Origin of the sequence: Rhizobium sp. HT1-10, from assembly GCF_049472505.1 — a bacterium.
Classification (GTDB): domain Bacteria; phylum Pseudomonadota; class Alphaproteobacteria; order Rhizobiales; family Rhizobiaceae; genus Rhizobium.
The window spans coordinates 561,059-579,626 of the sequence record NZ_JBCEBQ010000001.1; the positions used below are offsets into that span (position 1 = coordinate 561,059).

25 protein-coding genes and 1 pseudogene are annotated in these 18,568 nt (G+C 63.2%); 22 read left to right on the forward strand and 4 right to left on the reverse strand.

The window, feature by feature from the left end:
- Window positions 1-4: 4 nt before the first annotated feature.
- Genes VH564_RS02800 through VH564_RS02810 form a run of 3 tightly spaced genes read right to left on the reverse strand, consistent with a single transcriptional unit; the run spans window position 5 to window position 2,379 of the window.
- Window positions 5-409, reverse strand: a complete 405-nt coding sequence (locus VH564_RS02800; RefSeq protein WP_423338291.1) for an acyl-CoA thioesterase — start codon at window positions 407-409, stop codon at window positions 5-7.
- A gap of 53 nt (window positions 410-462) precedes the next feature.
- Entirely contained in the window at window positions 463-1,428 is a 966-nt protein-coding gene (locus VH564_RS02805) for a magnesium and cobalt transport protein CorA (RefSeq protein ID WP_423338292.1), read from the reverse strand.
- Between the two features lie 54 nt (window positions 1,429-1,482).
- Window positions 1,483-2,379: an acyl-CoA thioester hydrolase/BAAT C-terminal domain-containing protein gene (locus VH564_RS02810; RefSeq protein ID WP_423338293.1), complete on the reverse strand. Its 897-nt coding sequence runs from the start codon at window positions 2,377-2,379 to the stop codon at window positions 1,483-1,485.
- A 218-nt stretch (window positions 2,380-2,597) separates the two neighbouring features.
- Between VH564_RS02810 and VH564_RS02815 the strand changes: the two genes are divergently transcribed.
- The 15 genes from VH564_RS02815 to VH564_RS02885 all read left to right on the forward strand — a co-directional run bounded on the left by VH564_RS02815 (window position 2,598) and on the right by VH564_RS02885 (window position 13,381).
- Window positions 2,598-4,436 (forward strand): alkaline phosphatase family protein, encoded by a 1,839-nt coding sequence (locus VH564_RS02815; RefSeq protein WP_423338294.1) that lies wholly within the window; start codon window positions 2,598-2,600, stop codon window positions 4,434-4,436.
- A gap of 414 nt (window positions 4,437-4,850) precedes the next feature.
- Entirely contained in the window at window positions 4,851-5,147 is a 297-nt protein-coding gene (locus VH564_RS02820) for a toxin-antitoxin system TumE family protein (RefSeq protein WP_423338295.1), read from the forward strand.
- Window positions 5,134-5,496 carry a hypothetical protein gene (locus tag VH564_RS02825; RefSeq protein WP_423338296.1) on the forward strand — a complete coding sequence of 121 codons (363 nt, stop codon included), beginning with the start codon at window positions 5,134-5,136 and terminating at the stop codon, window positions 5,494-5,496. The genes VH564_RS02820 and VH564_RS02825 overlap by 14 nt, the downstream gene beginning before the upstream one ends.
- Window positions 5,497-5,590: 94 nt before the next feature.
- Window positions 5,591-5,899, forward strand: a complete 309-nt coding sequence (locus tag VH564_RS02830; RefSeq protein WP_423338297.1) for a Dabb family protein — start codon at window positions 5,591-5,593, stop codon at window positions 5,897-5,899.
- Window positions 5,900-6,312: 413 nt separating this feature from the next.
- Complete coding sequence (locus tag VH564_RS02835; protein ID WP_423338298.1) at window positions 6,313-6,531, forward strand: hypothetical protein; 219 nt, start codon at window positions 6,313-6,315, stop codon at window positions 6,529-6,531.
- 73 nt (window positions 6,532-6,604) lie between these two features.
- Window positions 6,605-7,207 (forward strand): hypothetical protein, encoded by a 603-nt coding sequence (locus VH564_RS02840; protein WP_423338299.1) that lies wholly within the window; start codon window positions 6,605-6,607, stop codon window positions 7,205-7,207.
- 144 nt (window positions 7,208-7,351) lie between these two features.
- Window positions 7,352-8,512 carry a phage portal protein gene (locus VH564_RS02845; RefSeq protein ID WP_423338300.1) on the forward strand — a complete coding sequence of 387 codons (1,161 nt, stop codon included), beginning with the start codon at window positions 7,352-7,354 and terminating at the stop codon, window positions 8,510-8,512.
- Window positions 8,513-8,564: 52 nt separating this feature from the next.
- A complete protein-coding gene (locus tag VH564_RS02850; RefSeq protein ID WP_423338301.1) occupies window positions 8,565-8,843 on the forward strand; it encodes a CopG family ribbon-helix-helix protein in 279 nt (92 codons plus the stop codon).
- The gene (locus VH564_RS02855; protein WP_423338302.1) at window positions 8,840-9,157 is read left to right on the forward strand and encodes a type II toxin-antitoxin system RelE/ParE family toxin; all 318 of its coding nucleotides are present in this window, start codon (window positions 8,840-8,842) and stop codon (window positions 9,155-9,157) included. Before VH564_RS02850 ends, VH564_RS02855 begins: the two co-directional genes overlap by 4 nt.
- A 244-nt stretch (window positions 9,158-9,401) precedes the next feature.
- Window positions 9,402-9,722, forward strand: coding sequence for a DUF6107 family protein (locus VH564_RS02860; protein ID WP_423338303.1), 321 nt, complete (start codon window positions 9,402-9,404; stop codon window positions 9,720-9,722).
- Between the two features lie 35 nt (window positions 9,723-9,757).
- On the forward strand, window positions 9,758-10,348 hold the full coding sequence (locus VH564_RS02865) for an HK97 family phage prohead protease (RefSeq protein WP_423338304.1): 591 nt from the start codon (window positions 9,758-9,760) through the stop codon (window positions 10,346-10,348).
- Window positions 10,349-10,352: 4 nt separating this feature from the next.
- A complete protein-coding gene (locus tag VH564_RS02870; protein WP_423338305.1) occupies window positions 10,353-11,618 on the forward strand; it encodes a phage major capsid protein in 1,266 nt (421 codons plus the stop codon).
- A 338-nt stretch (window positions 11,619-11,956) separates the two neighbouring features.
- A complete protein-coding gene (locus tag VH564_RS02875) occupies window positions 11,957-12,526 on the forward strand; it encodes a head-tail connector protein (protein ID WP_423338306.1) in 570 nt (189 codons plus the stop codon).
- Window positions 12,526-12,861 carry a phage head closure protein gene (locus VH564_RS02880; protein ID WP_423338307.1) on the forward strand — a complete coding sequence of 112 codons (336 nt, stop codon included), beginning with the start codon at window positions 12,526-12,528 and terminating at the stop codon, window positions 12,859-12,861. The genes VH564_RS02875 and VH564_RS02880 overlap by 1 nt, the downstream gene beginning before the upstream one ends.
- Before the next feature lie 118 nt (window positions 12,862-12,979).
- Window positions 12,980-13,381 carry a DUF3168 domain-containing protein gene (locus VH564_RS02885; RefSeq protein WP_423338308.1) on the forward strand — a complete coding sequence of 134 codons (402 nt, stop codon included), beginning with the start codon at window positions 12,980-12,982 and terminating at the stop codon, window positions 13,379-13,381.
- A 24-nt stretch (window positions 13,382-13,405) separates the two neighbouring features.
- Here the strand turns inward: VH564_RS02885 and VH564_RS02890 are convergent, their stop codons facing one another.
- Window positions 13,406-14,629 (reverse strand): MFS transporter, encoded by a 1,224-nt coding sequence (locus tag VH564_RS02890; RefSeq protein WP_423338309.1) that lies wholly within the window; start codon window positions 14,627-14,629, stop codon window positions 13,406-13,408.
- Between the two features lie 192 nt (window positions 14,630-14,821).
- Between VH564_RS02890 and VH564_RS02895 the strand changes: the two genes are divergently transcribed.
- The 7 genes and pseudogenes from VH564_RS02895 to VH564_RS02925 all read left to right on the forward strand — a co-directional run bounded on the left by VH564_RS02895 (window position 14,822) and on the right by VH564_RS02925 (window position 18,400).
- Window positions 14,822-15,229, forward strand: a complete 408-nt coding sequence (locus tag VH564_RS02895; RefSeq protein WP_423338310.1) for a phage major tail protein, TP901-1 family — start codon at window positions 14,822-14,824, stop codon at window positions 15,227-15,229.
- On the forward strand, window positions 15,229-15,591 hold the full coding sequence (locus tag VH564_RS02900) for a gene transfer agent family protein (protein ID WP_423338311.1): 363 nt from the start codon (window positions 15,229-15,231) through the stop codon (window positions 15,589-15,591). The genes VH564_RS02895 and VH564_RS02900 overlap by 1 nt, the downstream gene beginning before the upstream one ends.
- 62 nt (window positions 15,592-15,653) lie before the next feature.
- Window positions 15,654-15,815, forward strand: a pseudogene (locus tag VH564_RS02905) (rcc01693 family protein); the annotation flags it as partial.
- Window positions 15,816-15,847: 32 nt separating this feature from the next.
- Window positions 15,848-16,423, forward strand: coding sequence for a phage tail tape measure protein (locus VH564_RS02910; protein WP_423338312.1), 576 nt, complete (start codon window positions 15,848-15,850; stop codon window positions 16,421-16,423).
- 8 nt (window positions 16,424-16,431) lie between these two features.
- Window positions 16,432-17,073 (forward strand): phage distal tail protein, Rcc01695 family, encoded by a 642-nt coding sequence (locus VH564_RS02915; protein WP_423338313.1) that lies wholly within the window; start codon window positions 16,432-16,434, stop codon window positions 17,071-17,073.
- A complete protein-coding gene (locus VH564_RS02920; protein ID WP_423338314.1) occupies window positions 17,070-17,960 on the forward strand; it encodes a DUF2163 domain-containing protein in 891 nt (296 codons plus the stop codon). The genes VH564_RS02915 and VH564_RS02920 overlap by 4 nt, the downstream gene beginning before the upstream one ends.
- The gene (locus VH564_RS02925; protein ID WP_423338315.1) at window positions 17,957-18,400 is read left to right on the forward strand and encodes an NlpC/P60 family protein; all 444 of its coding nucleotides are present in this window, start codon (window positions 17,957-17,959) and stop codon (window positions 18,398-18,400) included. Before VH564_RS02920 ends, VH564_RS02925 begins: the two co-directional genes overlap by 4 nt.
- Window positions 18,401-18,568: the final 168 nt, after the last annotated feature.

Genomic DNA, 18,568 nt, shown 5'->3' on the forward strand with positions numbered 1-18,568 from the left:
GATCTCAATCCGGCAGAAACTTTCGGACGATGTCGTGGGCAAGGCGCCGCGGCTTGCGCGTGGCGGCGTCTATGCAGCACCAGGAGCTGATGACCTCGGCCGAGATATCCTTGCCGCGCTTGAAGATCGTCTTGAACGATGCCCGCGAACCGCGGGTTTCCGTCGCCGTGACCAGCGCTTCGACATTGTCGTCGAGGAAGAGGGGCGCCCGGTAAGTGATCTCGTGCTTCAGCGCCACCCAGAGGAGCTCGGTCCGGGCTTCCGTTGGCGCAATGTGCTTCCAGTAGTTGACGATGGTTTCCTGCACCCACTGCAGGTACACGGCGTTGTTGACATGCCCCATGTGGTCGATATCCCGAGGGGAGATCGTGATGTGATGTTCGAACGTCGGTATTGCGTGTGTGGACATGATCTACAGTTGGGTGCGGAATGCTTCCGATTCAATAGCGCGGAGCAGTGCCGTCAGATCCAGCGGGTCTGCTTGAAGCGGATGTAAAGCCCGCCACAGAGCACGACGATGACGCCGAGCACGACATAATAGCCATACTCGGTCTTCAGCTCGGGCATGTTTTCGAAATTCATGCCGTAGATGCCGGCAATCGCCGTCGGCACGGCAAGGATCGCCGCCCAGGCCGCCAGCTGTCGGGTGATGACGCCCTGGCGTTGTTGCTCGAGCAGATTGCTGGCCTCGAACACCGAGGTGATGACGTCGCGCAGCCCGGCGACCATCGACTCCACCCGGTGGACATGGTCGAGCACGTCGCGGAAATAGGGCTTGGCCTCATAGTCGAGGCAGGGCAGGTCGAGATGGACCAGCTTGCCGCAGAGTTCCGACATCGGCCCGAGCACGCGCTGGAACAGGATGACCTGGCGGCGCAGCTGGAACAGGCGGGTGATCTGCGGACGCTCGAGAAAGGAATCGAGCATGCGGCTCTCCATGCCGAGCACATGGTCCTCGATCGTCTGGACGACGGGCAGGTAGCCGTCGACGATGAAATCGATGATGGCGTGCAGCACGTAGTCGGTGCCGTGCGTCAGCAGCTGCGGCGCCTCCTCGAGCTGGCCGCGCAGCTTGCTGTGGCCGCGGTCGGAGCCGTGCCGGACGGTGATGATGTGCCGCTTGCCGACAAAGATCGCCGTTTCGCCATACTCGATGTCGTCGCCGGTGAGATGCGCGGTCTTGACCAGCACGAACAGCTGCTCGCCATAGACATCGACTTTCGGCACCTGGCTGGTGTTGAGCGCATCCTCGACGGCCAGGCGGTGCAGGCCGAATTTGTTCTGCAGCGTCTGCATCTCGTCGACGGTCGGGTCGTGCAGGCCGATCCAGATGAACTCGTTTTCGCCCGCTGGTGGCGCGGCATCCGACAGAGCAATGCTCTCGGCACGCACGCCGTCGCGATAGAGAAAGGAAGCAACCACACCCATGCAATGACCTCGTCTTAGGGCATGCACCAAACGCATCACCGCCCTCTTGAGCCGCTATTTAGGCGGACCGTTGCAGGATGTAAGAGCGGTAGAGAATTTTTCGGGATCGGGCGTCTGGAGAAGCTTGAGCACGTCCGGCCAAGCTGCGAGCCCGAGCCGCGCATCGGCTTCGTCCGATCCGCCATGGGCATGCAATGTAGATCGGGGCGTTTTCTCGCCGGGAAACAGGATGCGGTGCCCGGCGCCTTTGTCGTAAAAGAGCGAGACAGGCCTGTGGTAGTCTTTCCGCCGTTTGACAAGCGCCTCGGCGAAACGTGCACTTGGCCAAACTGCATCGTCTCCACCGGCGATGAGCAGAATGTCTGCTTCCGCCGTCTCGATTGGTATCTGAGCCTCGCTGCGACACGCATTGCCTAGGCAGTGCGTGAAGAGCTCGCAATAGGATACCAATCCGTCGCGCTGTACCGGTTGCCATCCCGGAACGAAAGGGACGAAGTCGAGCGGCCGACCAGCCAGAGACCATGATGATCGCTCGGGCCAGGCGACCCCGTCCTTGCCGGCGCCGATGTTACCCCAGACAACGGATGGACCATTGATGGCAACGACAGTGCTGACGCGGCTGTCGAGCCCCGCGACCAGCAATGCCGCCTCGGCACCCTTGGAAGTTCCCACAAAGACAACGCGGCGACAGCCGAGCGATAAAAGGTAGTCCGTCGCCGAAAAAAATGTCTCCAGCGGGATCTCGCAGATGCCTGCAGCCTGCCCGACGCCGCCGAACCATTGCAGGGCAAGCGCCTTCGTTCCTGCGTTTGCGAACAGTTTGGCCCGTTCAGTGTCCAGCCTACCGCTGGAGCCACTGAGCACGACGACGCCGGTCTCAGCGCCATCGGGTCCTTCGAACAATTCGCCGAGAACATTGCCCCGGAGCGTTTTCACTCTGGTGTCGATCACGGTTGCGACATCCCGATAGAACATTTGAAAGCGCGGGGTCCAAGCTATTTATTGCACAGGATGGACGTTCTGAAAACACGATGGGACGTAGCCGAGGCTGGCACGCGCCGGCCTCATCACAATGTGACCGCGCTGCGGCGCTGCAAGCCCCAAAACTGTCACGAAACTGTCAATCCGCAGGGCTAGCGTCGGCGCCAGTGAAGACATCGGAGATACCCATGACATTGAAATTCCTCTCTGCCCTGCTGGCAGCAAGCGTTGCCAGCCTCGGCACGCTTGGCGCTGCGCAGGCTGCCGACCAGCCGCACAATGTCATCCTGTTCGTGGCCGACGGGCTGCGCAGCCCGCTGGTCGACGACACGACGGCGCCGAACATGGCAGCGCTCGCCCGCAACGGCGTCTATCTGCGCAACAGCCATTCGCTGTTTCCGACCTTCACGACGGCCAACGCCTCGGCGCTGGCGACCGGCCACATGCTCGGCGACACCGGCGATTTTTCCAACACCATCTATACCGGCTTCCAGGTTCCCGGCGCCGGCAAGAGCCTGACGCCGTTTCTGGAAAGCGATCCCGTTCTCGGCGATGTCGATGAGCATTTCTCCGGCAACTACCTTAACGAGGCGACCATTTTGCAGCTGGCCCGCGACAAGGGTTTCAGCACCGCCTCGATCGGCAAGCTCGGCCCGGCGCTGATCTTCGACCACACCGAGCGGACCGGCGAAAAGACCGTGCTGATCGACGACGCGACCGGCAGCGATAAGGGCATTCCGCTGTCCGCCGAGACCCAGGAGCGCCTGAAGGCGGCCGGCCTGCCGCTGGCAGCCCCCGCCCTTGGCCCGAACGGCAAGGCCGGCGATTTCCAGACGCCCGGCACGAAGTCGGCCAACACCATCCAGCAGGACTATTTCGCCGCCGCCGCCACCCGCGCCGTGCTGCCGGAGTTGGCCGACAAGCACAAGCCCTTCGTCATGGTGTTCTGGTCGCGCGACCCCGATGGCACCCAGCATAACCAGGGCGACAGCCTCGGCAAGCTGGTGCCCGGCATCAACGGCCCGACCTCGCTTGCCGCCATCCGCAACGCCGACGACGACCTCGGCCGCCTGCGCGCCGCCCTCCAGGAGCAGGGGCTGGCCGACACGACCGACATCATCGTCACCGCCGACCACGGCTTCTCGACCATCTCCAAGCAGAGCCAGACGAGCGATGCCGCCAAGGCAAGCTATGCCGACGTGCCGGCAGGCCTGCTTCCGGTCGGTTTCCTGTCGCTCGATCTTGCCAAGGCGCTGGGCCTGCCGCTGATCGACCCCGACCAGGACTACAAGGCGATCGACGCCGGCCAGCATCCGAAGAGCGGCAACGGCCTGATCGGCGGCGACAAGGATCACCCCAAGGTCGTGGTTGCTGCCAACGGCGGCTCCGACCTGATCTACCTGCCCGACGGCGACAAGGCGATGGCGAAAAACGTCGTCGACGCGCTCCTGAAGCAGGACTATGTCAGCGGCATCTTCGTCGCGAAATCGCTGGGCGCCTTCCCGGGCACTCTCAGCCTCGACGATATCGCCCTCGAGGGCACGGCTGTCACGCCGATGCCGGCGATTGCCGTCAACTTCCGCTCCTTCTCCACCATCTGCGGCCAGCCGGAGCGCTGCGCTGCCGAGGTGTCCGACACCGGCCTGCAGCAGGGCCAGGGCATGCACGGCTCGTTCAGCCGCGCCGACACCTGGAACTTCCAGGCGATGATCGGCCCGGACTTCAAGTCCGGCTTCGTCGACGCAGCACCGACCAGCAACGCCGATGTCGGCAAGACCATCGCCCGCATCCTCGACTTGAAGACCGAAGACAAGGGCAAGCTCGTCGGCCGCGTCATCACCGAAGCGATGAAGGACGGCACGATGCCGGAGGTCACGACCAAGATGCTGGTGTCGGAGCCATCGGCCAACGGCCTGAAGACCGTCATCAACCTGCAGATGGTCGGCGACACCCGATACTACGACGCCGCCGGCTTCCCCGGCCGCACCGTCGGCCTCACCGCCTCGGACGGCGCATCGACGAATTGAGGCTGCCAGGGTCAATGTCGGGACGGCAGGGTTAGTGTCGAGGACGGCAGCCTGTGGGCTGTCGTCAGACTGCTGACAAACCCTAAAGAAGCTGTTTGACGAGAGCGATACCCTGTTCTCCCTCATCCTCGCCCTTGTGGCGGGGATCCAGCGACCCGACGTCCGTCGGGTCAAAAGACTCTTTCAGCTCAAGGACTTGAGCTGACTGGATCCCCGCCACGAGGGCGAGGATGGGGAGTTTCGCAACCGGATCAATTCCCAAGTCACCTGCGGAGTTGTCAGATATGCCTTGTCAGCAGTCTGACGGCAGCCGCTGGGCTGCCGTTTCGTTTTTTGGGGAGATGAGTCACTCTCGTCTGTCGGGGGATGACAATCATTGATGGCGCTCGCTCCATATGCTATCTATGACATAGGATGCCGCGCGCCACGCTCTTGATCGATAACAAATTCTGGTTGGCATCTGGGGCCATCGTGCAGGTGCGCGTCTGGCGCTTGCCCACTTCGGATGAGGAGCGTCCGCACGGACTGAAGTACTCGCTGTTCTATGGCCAACACGGCGAGCGGATTGTCGCCTATGACAACGAAGCCGGTAAGGGCGATCATCGGCATTACCGGACAGTGGAAGAAGACTATATTTTTACGACCCTGGAGCAATTGATCCGCGACTTCGAGCGGGATGTAAGGCGGGAGGTTGAGGGTGAAGGACGTTAAGCTGCATATCTCGAACCTCGACACGTTCTTCGCCGAAACCGCGAGCGCTGCGCGCGCAATCGACAAGGGTGGCGCTGGCGAAGCGACAGGCAACCTGGCTTTCGAAAGCATGGAAAATCTCCTCACCGTGCTGACGGCCGGCCGCTGGCAGCTGCTGCGGACACTGCGTGGCAACGGCGCGACCTCGATCCGCCATCTGTCCCAACTCCTGAAGCGCGATTATCGCGGCGTCCATCGCGACGTGCATGCGCTGATGGTGGCCGGCCTTGTCGACCGCGATGCGGACGGCGCCATTTCCGTTCCCTGGGAAAAGATCACCGCTGAGATGGCGCTGGACCTGGCCGCCTAAGGCAGGCCCGCCGTATGGCACCTTGCCGCCGTTGAACGCCCGGCGCCCGCATGCTAACCGCTGCGGCAGACAAAGTGCCTGAGGAGTGCCGCGCATGATCCGTCATATCGTCTTCTTCAACGTCGCCGACCGGGCCAATCTGGAAGCGGTCAGGGCGGGGCTCTCGATCCTGACGGAAATCCCCCACGCCCGGCTGCTGGAGATCGGCACCAACGTCAAGACCGACCAGCTCGGCACCGATGTCGACCTCGTGGTCTACGGCGAGTTCGACGACGAGGCCGCACTGGCGGCCTATAAGGCGCATCCGAATTATCAGATCTCGATTGAGAGGGTCCGGCCGTTGCGCGAGATGCGGATTGCGGCGGATTATGAGAGCGGGACGGCGGTGCGGGAGGCGATCTAAGGGGAGGTCGCAAGTTGTACCTGCAGTCAGCGCAAAATATGCGTCGCCAGGCTTGTTCGTGGCACAATGTTGTGATTTGTTATGGATGAAATTTGGGATAGGCAAGAGCATGTTTCACGCTAATGTCTGATTAATGTTTCTGTAATAGATTCTATTGGAACAGTGCATCACAGGAATGTCAGTCCGCCAAGCTTGATGTTGCCGCAATGCAACATTATATGGTCGAAGAATGATGCCAGATACCACCTAGGCGGATTGTAATTTGCATTTCGCCTCGAAGTGGTATTTGTGTCAGCGGTGCGGCTGACTAGCTTGCACCGGTTTTTAACACGTGGAACATTCATCAGAATGTGTCGTTATTTCTGCAGGCTGCCTCGGGAGGGTCGAATGCAAGAAACAGAAGGAGTGTCTAGATGACAGAGCAGACTAAAAGTAAGCTCCACTCTCTTCTTTTCGAAGAAGGTCGAGAGTTGGTAAACATAAAGTTTTTTCCGGGCTCAAATCGGGGGCTTACGTCAGCTAAGCTTTCGGATGCTGCCGCAGATATGTTGCGCAGCGCCATGGTGGGTGGTTTAAAAAATGAGCCGCCCCGCACTGGTATGAAAAAGTGCAAACTTGAAGCGTTCAACTAAAGCGGATATAAATGTGTATTCGAATCATTAGGCTCGGATTAGTCCGAGCCTTTTTTGTTGGGCAAGTCAGTAGATGTACTTAAAGAATTTACTTGCAGCCGCCGGGAAACTGGAAGGCAATATGCCTGTGGAGATAGAAGAGCTAGCGAGTGAGCTAGTGTTGGCTGGATTTCAAGATAGCATTATATTTCACCCGGAAGATGTAGATCCCGCGACTGTGCAAGGCGTGTTTTATCAGTACACGACCCATTCTGGCGTCTATAGTGCGCCCGAGTTCGTGACGCTTATCGTTTTTTCTCAACATCTAGACATGGCCTGGCAACGTCTAGTGTGTGGCAAGGAACTGATCCACGTCTGCGATACTGCGGCGGAGCAAACCAATACTGAAGACGAGCTGGAAGCGTTGCTCGATAAGGTATTGGGTCCGCTGTCGACAGAGGATTTCGGCATAGCTGATTTGATGGCGGCAAAAGATAAGTTGGCGATATATCAGGCGCTAGCAATATTGTTCCCTCTTCGCGCAAGGGAAGAGGCGAGGGCACATTTGAACGCAGGCAGTCGTACAGTTGAGCAGGTCGCTCTTTGGGCGGCTCTGCCGGTTCCACTCGTAAATTTGGTAGTTAGCGACGATTGGCCGTCGTTTTACGAGTTCTTAGTCGATGGATGGGGCGCGTAGTCGCCATAGGCCGCTAGTGGGAGGCGGGGCTGTATCCCACACGGCTACCTCTTGAAGGCGGAAGTGGCTTAGAGCCGCCGATTAGTGCCCTAATCTGGGCCCTGCGCACGCTAAAAACCTGCAACCTAAAAAGGACACTCCCGGATGAAACTCCCATTCACCCTGCCGTGGCGTTCCGCCGCGACGGGCCGCAGGCCTGTGCCCGAGCACAAGGCCACCGGTTCCCTCCTGCAGCTGACATCGGAGGGGCGGGCGCATTGGACGGGGCGGTCCTATCAGGCGCTGGCGCGCGAGGGGTTCATGAAGAACCCCGTCGCCCATCGCTCGGTGCGGCTGATTGCCGAGGCGGCAAGCTCCGTTTCCTGGCTGCTCTACGAGGGCGACCGGGAGATCGGTGCGCATCCGCTGCTGTCGCTGATGCGCCGGCCGAACAGCCGCATGGCGGGCCCCGATTTCTTCGAGGCGCTGCATGGGCATCTGCTTTTGTCGGGCAATGCCTATGTCGAGCCGCTCACGGTCGGCGACGAACTGCGCGAACTGCATCTGCTAAGGCCGGATCGCATCGCCATCGTCGAAGGCCGCGATGGCTGGCCGGAGGCCTATGAATACCGCGTCGGCGGGCTCGTGCGCCGTTTTTCGGCCGAGAGCGACGGGTTGACACTGCTGCACCTGAAGCTGTTCCACCCGCTCGACGATCATCTCGGCTTTCCTCCGCTCGCCGCCGCCCAGGTGGCGCTCGATCTGCACAATGCCTCCTCCACCTGGAACAAGGCGCTGCTCGACAATTCGGCCCGGCCCTCGGGCGCGCTCGTCTACCAGCCGAAGGAGGGCGGCAACCTGTCGCCGGATCAGTACGAGCGGCTCAAACAGGAGCTCGACGAGGGCTATTCCGGGCCGACCCGCGCCGGCCGGCCGATGCTGCTCGAGGGCGGCCTGGACTGGAAATCGATGGGCCTGTCGCCGAAGGACATGGATTTCGTCGAGGCCCGCAATGGGGCTGCCCGCGACATCGCGCTTGCCTTCGGCGTGCCGCCGATGCTGCTCGGCATTCCCGGCGACAACACCTATGCCAACTACCAGGAGGCCAACCGCGCCTTCTACCGGCTGACCGTGCTGCCGCTGCTCACCCGTATCGCCGCGGCGCTGTCGCTGTGGTTCGCCACGGCCTATGGCGAGGGGCTGCGGCTGGAGCCGGACCTCGACAAGATCGCCGGCCTTGCCGCCGAGCGTGGCGAGCTATGGTCGCGGGTCGGCCAGGCGGATTTCCTCACCGACGCCGAAAAGCGGCAGGCGGTCGGATATTGAGGGGCGGTCGAAAATTTGTTATACAGCGTATAACAAATTGAAGGAGCATCCGATGACCAAGTCCGTTCTCTCCGACCCGATCGCCCTGCGCATCCCAGAAGACATCCTGAAGGACATCGAGACCATCGCCAAGGCCTCAGAGCGCAGCCGCAGCTGGGTGATCGTCCGGGCGCTGAAATACTATCTGATGCAGGAGGGCAATGACATCCTGCAGATCATGGCGGCGCAAGCCGAAGTCGAGGCAGGCGACGTCATCGACATGGACGATTTGCTGGCTGAGCTTGAGGCCGACAGCGAGCAACAGCCGATTCGGAGGCATGATGCCGCATGACCAAGGTTCGGATCTCGGCGCGTGCCGCTCGGTTTATCCGCACCGAAAAAGCGTATCTCGCAGGTGTCAACAAGAGAGCGTCTGCCGGCGTCTCCCGCCAGTTCCGGCAGGCAGCAAAGACGCTGTCCGACTATCCGAATGTCGGCACACCGGTCATGGCGCAAGGCGATGTGAGGCGGTTCGTTACGCCGCCCTATATCATCGAATATGAGATCCATCGAACCGAGATCGTCATCCTGCTCGTCCGACACGGCCGCCAGCAGACGCCGGACCTCGACAAGGCCGACGGCCCGGATATTCCCGACGCAGAATAGGCGTCCACGACCCCTAAAATAACCTCTACCGGGGACCGACCCTGACGGCCATGCCGTCGCCACGGGCTGAACCAAAGTCTGAACTGTTTCGCACACCGCGCGAACGACGGCCCCGATCCGATTCAAAAGACTCAGGAAACAAAACCGGCGCCCCGCTTGCGAGCGCGCATGCGCCGCTTTTGAGCACAAACGCACCGCTGCGGACTTGAGCCGAGATATCCATCCTAACAGAGGGAGATTAACAATGGCGCACCTTCCGAGCGATACCTCGATGCTGGCGACGAAGTTGGTCGGGGCTTCCGCAGGAGCAGCGGTGTCGCTGGTCTATCTGCTGCCGAAAACCCGCCGCGAGGCAGCCGGACGCTTTTTCACGGGCCTTGCCTGCGGCGTGATCTTCGGCGGCCCGACCGGTCTCTGGGCAGCCGATCGGCTGGCTCTATCCGACCTGCTCTCGGACGCCGAGATCATGCTGGCCGGTTCAGCCGCCGCCAGCCTTTGCGCCTGGTGGGCGCTCGGCATCCTGTCGCGCCTGGCCGACCGCTACAGTGAAAAACCCGGCGCCTGACGCCACACCTTCCTTCCTCATCCGGAGCCATGACCATGACCGCATTCCGCGCGTCTGAGCGATCCCCCATGGGCATCGACAGCTGCAAATTCGCCAGTCTCGAATTGAGAGGCCTCAATCGCGACGGCAGCTTTTCCGGCTATGCCAGCGTCTTCGGCGAGGTCGACCTCGGCAAGGATCGCATCGAGCGCGGCGCCTTCACCCGCTCGCTGGCGAGCCGCGGTCCCGCAGGCGTGCGGATGCTGTTCCAGCACGATCCCTCCGAACCGATAGGCACCTGGAAAACCATCCGCGAGGACGAGCGCGGCCTCTATGTGGAAGGCATCCTCGCCGAGGGCGTCGCCCGTGCCCGCGAGGTGCACCAGCTGCTAAAGAACGCCGCACTCGACGGTCTGTCGATCGGCTTCCGCACCGTGCGCGCCAGGACCGACGCGAAATCGGGGGTGCGACGCATCCTCGAGGCAGACCTCTGGGAGATCTCTGTGGTCACCTTTCCGATGCTGCCCTCGGCCCGCGTTCAGAATGTCAAGAATGCGCGGTGGTTCCGCGACAGGGAGACCGAGCTCGTCCGCCATATCAGGCGGGCGGCGCGGCAATTGATGACCGAAACCTTCAAACAAGGATGATTTCATGAGCGAGCAGACAGCGACGGCACCGCGCGGCGGTAGCCTGGAAGTCAAAACCGTGCCTGATACCGTGGGGGCTGCCTTCGAGGAGTTCATGGAGGCCTTCGAGGCCTTCAAGGACGTCAACGACCGGCGTCTCGGCGAGATCGAGGGAAAGCTCACCGCCGATGTGGTGACGCGCGAAAAGGTCGACCGCATCAACAAGGCGATGGACGACAACAAGAAGGTGCTCGACCAGCTGGTGCTGAAGAAGGCCCGGCCACCGCTCGGCCGCAGCCTTGCCGGCTCGGCCGATGCCGCCGAACACAAGGCCGCCTTCGAGACCTACATTCGCCGCGGGGAAGAGGCGGGCCTGCGCGAGATCGAGGCCAAGGCCCTGTCGGCCGGCTCCAACAGCGACGGCGGCTATCTGGTCCCTGACCAGACCGACACCGAGATCGGCCGTCGCCTGTCGGTCGTCTCGCCGATCCGCGCGCTGGCGACCGTCCGCCAGGTCTCGGGTTCTGTCCTGAAGAAGCCGTTCACCACGCAGGGGCTCGCGTCCGGCTGGGTGTCCGAGACAGCGGCGCGGCCGCAGACGACAGCGCCGCAGCTGGCAGAACTCAGCTTCCCGACCATGGAACTCTACGCCATGCCGGCTGCCACCCAGGCGCTGCTCGACGATGCTGCCGTCGACATCGAGAGCTGGATTTCCGGCGAGGTCGATATCGTCTTTGCCGAACAGGAAGGCACCGCCTTCGTATCGGGCGACGGCGTCAACAAGCCGAAGGGCTTTCTCTCCTACACGACTGTCGCCGATGCCGGCTGGAGCTGGGGCAATCTCGGCTATATCGCGACAGGCGCCGCCGGTGGCTTTCGCTCCGCCGGACCCTCTGATGTGCTGATCGACGTGATCTACGCGCTGAAGGCCGGCCATCGCCAGAACGGCACCTTCGTCATGAACCGTCGAAGCCAGGCCGCGATCCGCAAGTTCAAGGATGCCGACGGCAACTACCTCTGGCGTGCGCCATCGGGTGCCGGCCAGCCGGCCTCGCTGATGGGCTTTCCGATCGCCGAGGCGGAAGACATGCCCGACATCGCAGCGGATGCTGTGGCCATCGCCTTCGGCGATTTCCGCGCCGGCTATCTCGTCGTCGACCGCACCGGCATCCGCGTCTTGCGCGATCCCTATTCGGCCAAGCCCTACGTGCTGTTCTACACCACCAAGCGCGTCGGCGGCGGCGTGCAGAATTTCGAGGCGATCAAATTGATCAAGTTCGCGGTCAGCTGAAGCCCCTCATCCGGCCTCCGGCTCCTTCTCCCGAAGGGGAGAAGCGGAAAGCGGCGCCGCCTCTTGCTCCATCTCCCTCTCCCCTTGGGGAGCGGGCAGGGTGAGGGGGCAGACGCAGACTCCGCGCTGGAAAGCGTTGGCGCAGGGCCGCGTCTGGAAAGTGTCCACCGCACCCTGTTTCACCCGGCGGCCCAACCTCCTCATCCGGCCTTCGGCCACCTTCTCCCCGAGGGGGAGAAGGGGAAAGCGGCACCGCCTCGATCTCTTCTCCCTCTCCCCTTGGGGAGAGGGCGGGGTGAGGGGGCGCCGCCCATACGATCTCCAATGAAAGAGCCCCCATGACCTATGCCCTGATCACTCCGTCCGCCTCGGAGGCCCTGACGCTTGCCGAGGCGAAGGCGCATCTGCGGCTCGATACGGATGATGAAAACGAGCTCGTCACCCAGCTGATCATCGTTGCCCGCGACCACCTGGAACGCACGACCGGCATCAGCCTGATCACCCAGCGCTGGCGCCTTTATCTTGATTCAATCTCTGAAGACGGCGTGATTCCGATTGCCAGGGGTCCGGTTCAAGTCATTGAAAGCCTTACCGTCTATGACGGGGAAGGGGCGCCCTCGGACGCCAGCCTTGAAGGCCATGTGCTGGACGGAGCTGCACGGCCGGCGCGGCTGATGCTGCCGCGGAGGCTTTCACCCGGGCGCGCCGTCAACGGCATCGAAATCGACTTCCTCTCGGGCTTCGGCGACACCGCCAACACCGTGCCGGACACGCTGAAACGGGCGATGCTGACCCATGTGGCGCAGATGTTTTCCTGCCGCGGCGTCGTCGGCATCGAGGACCAGCCGGCGCTGATCCCGCCCGGCTACGACCGGCTGGTGGCACCCTTCCTGATCCGAGGCCTGTGATGCGCTCGACATTCTTCGATCCGGGCCAGATGACCGCCCGGCTCAATCTCGAGGCGCCGGCCGAGACGCCCGACGGTCAGGGCGGTGTCACCATGGTCTTTGTCGAGACGGCATCCGCCTGGGCGCTGATCGAGCCCATCGGTGAGGTCGTCGAAGAGGAAGCCTCGGGCACCACTTTCCGGCGTACCCACCGGATCTGGCTGCGCTATCGCACCGATGTTGCAGCCGGCATGCGCCTTCGCAAGGGCAACCGCATCTTCTGCATCGGCGGCACGCGGGACCCGGACGACAGCCGCCGCTATCTGATCTGCTACTGCGAGGAGAAGACGGCATGACCGCGCAATCGACCTACACGCTGCCGGACCTCGCGGCTTGGATGGCAAAACTGGTGGCACCGCCTGTCCGACAGGGTCGGCGCCCAGCGGGCATCGATAACTGCCGGGATTGCGCGAAATGAGCGCCGCCGCCAACGAATTGCTGCGCGCCGTCCACGCTACGCTAACCGAAGACGAAAGCCTGACGGCGCTTGTCGGCGTCGACGGAATTCGCGATCGGCTGGTCACCGGACGGCATCTGCCTTGTGTCATCGTCTCCGAGCTTGTCACCACCGATTACTCGACGGCGACAGAACCGGGCGAGCAGCATGTCTTGACCCTGCAGGTCTGGTCCGACGCATCGGGTCAGAAGCAGGTGCAGCAGATCGCGTCCGTCGTCGGCAGCCTGTTGCAGGATGCAAGGCTGCCGCTTGAAACCGTATCGCTGGTCAATCTGCAGCATCTCGACACCAAAACCCGGCGCGAGGCGAAGACGCGGCTATTCTCTGCCGAAATGCGTTTTCGGGCCGTGACGGAATAGCTGTAGGCGCGGCTCCGTCGGTTCTCAGGCTTTTGCGAGCAACGCGCCTGCGGCCGTCGCGCGGCGCACCAGCAGGCCGAGTGCGAGAACCAGGAGCAGCGACGACAGCGACAGCACCACGCAGACAGCCAGCGCCGTGGGCGCGCCGGCACGATCGAGGATTGCGGTAAAGACAACGGGCGCGACGGCATTGGCGAGGTTCTGCGGCAGCGAAAGCCGCGCCGAATGGAGGCCGTATTCGCTGCGAGAAAACAGCGCCAGCGGCAGCAGTGCCCTTGCCACTGCCATCACCCCCGAGCCGAAGCCAAACAGCAGCGTGAAGATCACCAGCTGCGTGGTCGATGCGCCGGCGACGAGCAGCAGCAGAAAGCCTGAGAGCATCAGGCCGATGCCGATGATGGCGCTCAGCAGCGGATTTCCGCGCCGACCAAGCAGCATGTCGACCAGCCGCGCGGAAATGCCGATGATGCCGCGCGCCGAGCCGAGCTGCAATGCCAGCGCCGGCGAAGCGCCGTACTGCCGGAAGATTTCGAGCAGCGACGGCGCCAGGCCAAAGGTCACGAAGGTCGAGATCGTCGTTGCCGCAGCGATCAGCACGAATGCCCTGCGCTTGCCCTTAGCAGACAGTGGCACGGGGGGCGTCCGATGTCCGGCATCGCCTTGCTCGGCAACGATCGGCCTTGGCAGGGCAAGCAGATAAAGCGGCAGGCAGACGAAGAGATGCCCGGCCGCACAGATGACAAAGGTCGCACGCCAGCCGAAATGGGCCGTGAGCAGCGTCAGCAACGGCCAGAAGATGGTCGCCGACAGGCCGGTAAACAGCATCATGATGGTGATGATGCGCTTGCCGTTGAGACCCTCGCGTTCGACGACGGCGGCGTAGGCAGGGGCCGAGAGGCCCATGGCGCCGGCAATTCCCATCACCAGCCAGGCGATGGCATAGAGGATGATCCCCTGCGAGGCGGCAAGCATCAGGAGGCCGAGGGCAAAGGCAAGCGAAGAGGCCGCCAAAACCTTCGCCGCGCCGAGCCGTGCCAGCGCCCGACCCGTCACCGGGCTGGCGAGGCCGCCGACCACCATCATGATCGTCAGCCCGGAAAAAGCGACTTCGTTGGACAGGCCGAGATCCGGCGCGATGACGCGCCCCATGACGCCGAGCATGTCGAAGCTCGTACCCCACCCGACGAGCTGCGTGACGCTGAGGACGGCAACCGTCTGCGCCGAGCGCAGTGAGAAAGGTTTCGGCATCGATGAGGCGCTTCGTGTTCGCTGTGTCGATGTCCGTAACAGCTTCCACCGCCAGGTCAAAGTGACATCTGAATGACATCCAGTCCGTCCTTTCACGTCGTGCCGGGCCAGCTTATCCAGTCGCGCATCAACCCCAATTCCATCCAACCACAGGCGCCCGTCAGGCGCCGTCTCCCATGAAAGGAAATTCCGATGGTGGCGCAGAAGGGCAAGGACCTGCTGCTGAAGATCGCCAATGGCGGGGCCTATGAAACAGTGGCAGGGCTTCGCAGCAAGAAGCTGTCGTTCAACGCCGAGACGGTCGACATAACCGATGCCGAGAGCGCCGGGCGATGGCGCGAGCTGCTGGGGGGCGCAGGCGTCCAGCGGGCGGCCCTGTCCGGCTCGGGCCTGTTCAAGGACCTCGCCTCCGACGCGCTGATCCGCTCCGCCTTCTTCAATGGCTCGATCCTGTCCTACCAGGTCGTCATCCCGGATTTCGGCACGGTGAGCGGTGCCTTTCAGGTGACGGCGCTCGACTATGGCGGCGAGCATAACGGCGAAGTGACATTCGACATCGCGCTGGAATCGGCAGGTGTCATCACCTTCGGAGCGCTGTGATGAACCGCCCCGTCAACGGGTGCCGCGCCAATCGCCGTCGCGGCGAGATCGAGGCGGAGATCGACGGCGAGCGCCGCATCCTCTGCCTGACGCTGGGTGCGCTGGCCGAGCTGGAAACGGCCTTTGCCGCCGACGATCTGGCCGGCCTTGCCGCACGCTTTTCGGCCGGCGGGCTGAAGGCCGCCGACCTCATCCGGATCATCGGCGCCGGCCTTCGCGGCGGCGGCAATGTCTACTCGGACGAAGACGTGGCTGGCGCCGGTATCGCCGGCGGCATAGCGGCCACGGCGACCATCGTCGGCGACCTGCTGGCGGCGACCTTTCTCGGTGAACCGCTGGAGGTGAGCTCGGACCCTCGCTAGCCGCAGCATGCCAGACGACCGAGGGAGCGGACGAGGGCAGGCCGACGGCCTTTCCGTGGCGCCGCGCCCTGCATGTCGGTCTTTGCCTGCTGCGGCTTCCCCCCGACAGCTTCTGGGCCATGACCCCCATCGAATTTCACGCCATGGCCGGCGGCCTTTCACCCCGCCCATCGACGCTCGACCGCACCGGGCTTGCAGCCATGATGGCGCGCTTTCCGGACTGACGCGCTCGAAGAACCGCAACCGAGGACCTTCCATGACCGATGCCAATGATCTTGCTGACACCAATGCCGAGGCGCTTGCGCTCAAGCAGACGCTTGACGATCTCGACAGCCGCTCCCGTTCCTTCGGATCGGCGCTCGGGAGCGCCCTGACGGCGGCGACCACGGGCGGCAAGGGGCTCGATTCCGTCCTGCAGGGGCTCGCCAACCGGCTGACCGGCATCGCCCTGTCGGCCGGCCTGAAACCGCTGGAAACGGCGCTCGGCGGCGCTGCCGACAGCCTGACCAGCGGCATCGGCAAGCTGTTAGGCTTCGCCAAGGGCGGCGTTCCCGGCCGGGTGACGGCCTTTGCCGATGGCGGCGTCGTTGCGCAGCCGACCTATTTCCCGATGGGCGGCGATCTCGGCCTGATGGGCGAGGCGGGTTCCGAGGCGATCCTGCCGCTGAAGCGCGGCCCGGATGGTTCGCTCGGGGTCGCGACCTCGGGCGGCGGCGGTTCCTCGGTCGTCTTCAACATCACCACGCCCGATGTGCCGGGCTTTCAGAAGAGCCAGGGGCAGATTTCCGCCATGCTGGCCCGCACCGCGTTGCGCGGCCAGCGCAATCTTTGAGGACACTGATGACAACTGCTTTCCATGATATCCGCTTTCCGCTGCGCCTGTCGCTCGGCACCAGCGGTGGGCCGGTGCGGCGCACCGATATCGTCAACCTGTCGAACGGTCGTGAATGCCGCAACAGCCGTTGGCGCGATGCGCGCCGAAGCTACGACGCCGGCTCCGGTATCCGCTCGGTCGATGATCTCTACGAGGTGCTGGCCTTTTTCGAGGCCCGCAACGGCCAGCTCTATGGCTTCCGGTTTCGCGACCCCGTCGATCACGCATCAGCGCCTCCGGGTGTGCCGGTGACGGCGCTCGACCAACGGATCGGCACAGGCGACGGGACAACGCCCCGTTTCGCCCTCGCCAAAACTTATGCCGACGCCGCCGGCCAGTCTGTGCGCGCCATCGCCAAGCCTGTCGCCGGATCGGTAACGGTTGCGGTGCATGGGGCGGTCGTGCCAACGGGCGATTTCAGCTGTGATCCGGCGACCGGCATCATCCTCTTTGCGGCACACGCCGTTCCGTCGTCCGGTGCCGCTGTCACGGCCGGTTTTGCCTTCGACGTTCCGGTGCGCTTCGATACCGATCGCATCGACGTCATCCTGTCGGCTTTCCAGGCCGGCCGCATACCCTCCATTCCCCTGGTGGAGATTTTGCCATGAGAGCGATCGATGCTGGGCTCGCAGCCCATCTTGCCGGCGACGCCACCACCCTTTGCCATTGCTGGCGCGTCATCCGCCGCGACGGCCTCGCGCTCGGCTTCACCGACCATGACCACGATCTGAACCTCTTGGACACCCGCTTCCTTGCGGCCAGCGGCTTTTCCGCCAGCGAAAGAGAGGAGGAGGGCGGGCTCTCTGCACCCTCGAGCGAAGTGGCCGGCGGCCTTTCCAATGATGCAATTTCGGAGGTCGACCTTGCGGCCGGTCTCTATGACGGTGCACGGGTGGAGGTCTACTTGGTCAACTGGGCAGCCCGGGAGCAGCATCTCCTGCTCAAGGTGCAGGAGATCGGTGAGGTCACGCGGCAGACCGGTCAGTTCCAGGCCGAGTTGCGCAGTTTTGCCGCTCGCCTGTCGGAGCCGCAAGGCCGCATCTACAACCGCCGCTGCGACGCCGTGCTCGGGGATGGCAGGTGCGGCATCGACCTGACCCGGCCGCCCTATCGCGCCGAGGCAACCGTCGTGTCGTTCAGGGATGCAACGCGGATCGTCGTTGCCGGTATCAGCGGTTTTGCCGACGGCTATTTCTCGCGCGGCAGGCTCACCTTTCTCGATGGGCCAGGAGCGGGACTTGCGGTCGATATCGAAAGCCACTCCGTCACGGGGACGACCGCGCAGCTCATTCTGTGGCTACCGCTGGATATCGTGCCGGCAGTCGGAGCCCGCGTCGCGCTGACGGCGGGATGCGACAAGGCCTTTTCGAGCTGTCGAACCAAGTTCGCCAATGCTTTCAATTTTCGCGGATTCCCGCACATGCCGGGCGCCGATTTTGCCTATGCCTATGCAAACGGGACAAGTTTGCACGACGGGAGCCCGCTCTATTCATGACCGACTGCAATACCGGGCGAGTGCTCGAGATCGCCGCCAGCTGGATCGGCACGCCCTACAGGCACCAGGGCTCGACCAAGGCAGTGGGCTGTGATTGCCTGGGCCTCATCAGCGGTGTCTGGCGCGAGCTATACGGCCAGGACCCCGAACTGCCACCGGCCTACGCGCGGGACTGGGCCGAGCGCAGCGGCGACGACCGGTTGATGAAGGCGGCACTGCGCCACTTCGGACCGAGCCATGGTCTTGAGCATGCAGCGCCAGGAGACCTCATCCTGTTTCGCTGGCGGCCGGAATATGCGGCCAAGCACGCGGCCATTCTCGATCACGGCGGGCACTTCATCCACGCCTATGAACACGCCGCCGTCCTCCGCTCTCCGCTCGTCGCCTCCTGGCGACGCCGCGTTGCGGGTGCATTCGCCTTTCCATGTCATGGCCGATAACGCCGCCCCACTTGCAAGGCGCGACAACCTTTAGTATTTTGGAGTGGTGAACGAGGCTGTAACCTCGCTCACCTTTTGCTTATCCTGTGATTTGGACCCGGACGGTCAATAACCAGCTCGTCCGGGTCTTCCTCACGGTTAGGGTGATGCTAAGTGGAAACCACCACA

Bases quoted from the DNA above. Each gene is read 5' to 3' on its own strand.
- VH564_RS02800 (WP_423338291.1), bottom strand. From the start codon at position 409: ATGTCCACACACGCAATACCGACGTTCGAACATCACATCACGATCTCC.
- VH564_RS02805 (WP_423338292.1), bottom strand. From the start codon at position 1,428: ATGGGTGTGGTTGCTTCCTTTCTCTATCGCGACGGCGTGCGTGCCGAG.
- VH564_RS02815 (WP_423338294.1), top strand. From the start codon at position 2,598: ATGACATTGAAATTCCTCTCTGCCCTGCTGGCAGCAAGCGTTGCCAGC.
- VH564_RS02820 (WP_423338295.1), top strand. From the start codon at position 4,851: ATGCCGCGCGCCACGCTCTTGATCGATAACAAATTCTGGTTGGCATCT.
- VH564_RS02830 (WP_423338297.1), top strand. From the start codon at position 5,591: ATGATCCGTCATATCGTCTTCTTCAACGTCGCCGACCGGGCCAATCTG.
- VH564_RS02835 (WP_423338298.1), top strand. From the start codon at position 6,313: ATGACAGAGCAGACTAAAAGTAAGCTCCACTCTCTTCTTTTCGAAGAA.
- VH564_RS02840 (WP_423338299.1), top strand. From the start codon at position 6,605: ATGTACTTAAAGAATTTACTTGCAGCCGCCGGGAAACTGGAAGGCAAT.
- VH564_RS02845 (WP_423338300.1), top strand. From the start codon at position 7,352: ATGAAACTCCCATTCACCCTGCCGTGGCGTTCCGCCGCGACGGGCCGC.
- VH564_RS02850 (WP_423338301.1), top strand. From the start codon at position 8,565: ATGACCAAGTCCGTTCTCTCCGACCCGATCGCCCTGCGCATCCCAGAA.
- VH564_RS02855 (WP_423338302.1), top strand. From the start codon at position 8,840: ATGACCAAGGTTCGGATCTCGGCGCGTGCCGCTCGGTTTATCCGCACC.
- VH564_RS02860 (WP_423338303.1), top strand. From the start codon at position 9,402: ATGGCGCACCTTCCGAGCGATACCTCGATGCTGGCGACGAAGTTGGTC.
- VH564_RS02865 (WP_423338304.1), top strand. From the start codon at position 9,758: ATGACCGCATTCCGCGCGTCTGAGCGATCCCCCATGGGCATCGACAGC.
- VH564_RS02870 (WP_423338305.1), top strand. From the start codon at position 10,353: ATGAGCGAGCAGACAGCGACGGCACCGCGCGGCGGTAGCCTGGAAGTC.
- VH564_RS02875 (WP_423338306.1), top strand. From the start codon at position 11,957: ATGACCTATGCCCTGATCACTCCGTCCGCCTCGGAGGCCCTGACGCTT.
- VH564_RS02880 (WP_423338307.1), top strand. From the start codon at position 12,526: ATGCGCTCGACATTCTTCGATCCGGGCCAGATGACCGCCCGGCTCAAT.
- VH564_RS02885 (WP_423338308.1), top strand. From the start codon at position 12,980: ATGAGCGCCGCCGCCAACGAATTGCTGCGCGCCGTCCACGCTACGCTA.
- VH564_RS02890 (WP_423338309.1), bottom strand. From the start codon at position 14,629: ATGCCGAAACCTTTCTCACTGCGCTCGGCGCAGACGGTTGCCGTCCTC.
- VH564_RS02895 (WP_423338310.1), top strand. From the start codon at position 14,822: ATGGTGGCGCAGAAGGGCAAGGACCTGCTGCTGAAGATCGCCAATGGC.
- VH564_RS02900 (WP_423338311.1), top strand. From the start codon at position 15,229: ATGAACCGCCCCGTCAACGGGTGCCGCGCCAATCGCCGTCGCGGCGAG.
- VH564_RS02910 (WP_423338312.1), top strand. From the start codon at position 15,848: ATGACCGATGCCAATGATCTTGCTGACACCAATGCCGAGGCGCTTGCG.
- VH564_RS02915 (WP_423338313.1), top strand. From the start codon at position 16,432: ATGACAACTGCTTTCCATGATATCCGCTTTCCGCTGCGCCTGTCGCTC.
- VH564_RS02920 (WP_423338314.1), top strand. From the start codon at position 17,070: ATGAGAGCGATCGATGCTGGGCTCGCAGCCCATCTTGCCGGCGACGCC.
- VH564_RS02925 (WP_423338315.1), top strand. From the start codon at position 17,957: ATGACCGACTGCAATACCGGGCGAGTGCTCGAGATCGCCGCCAGCTGG.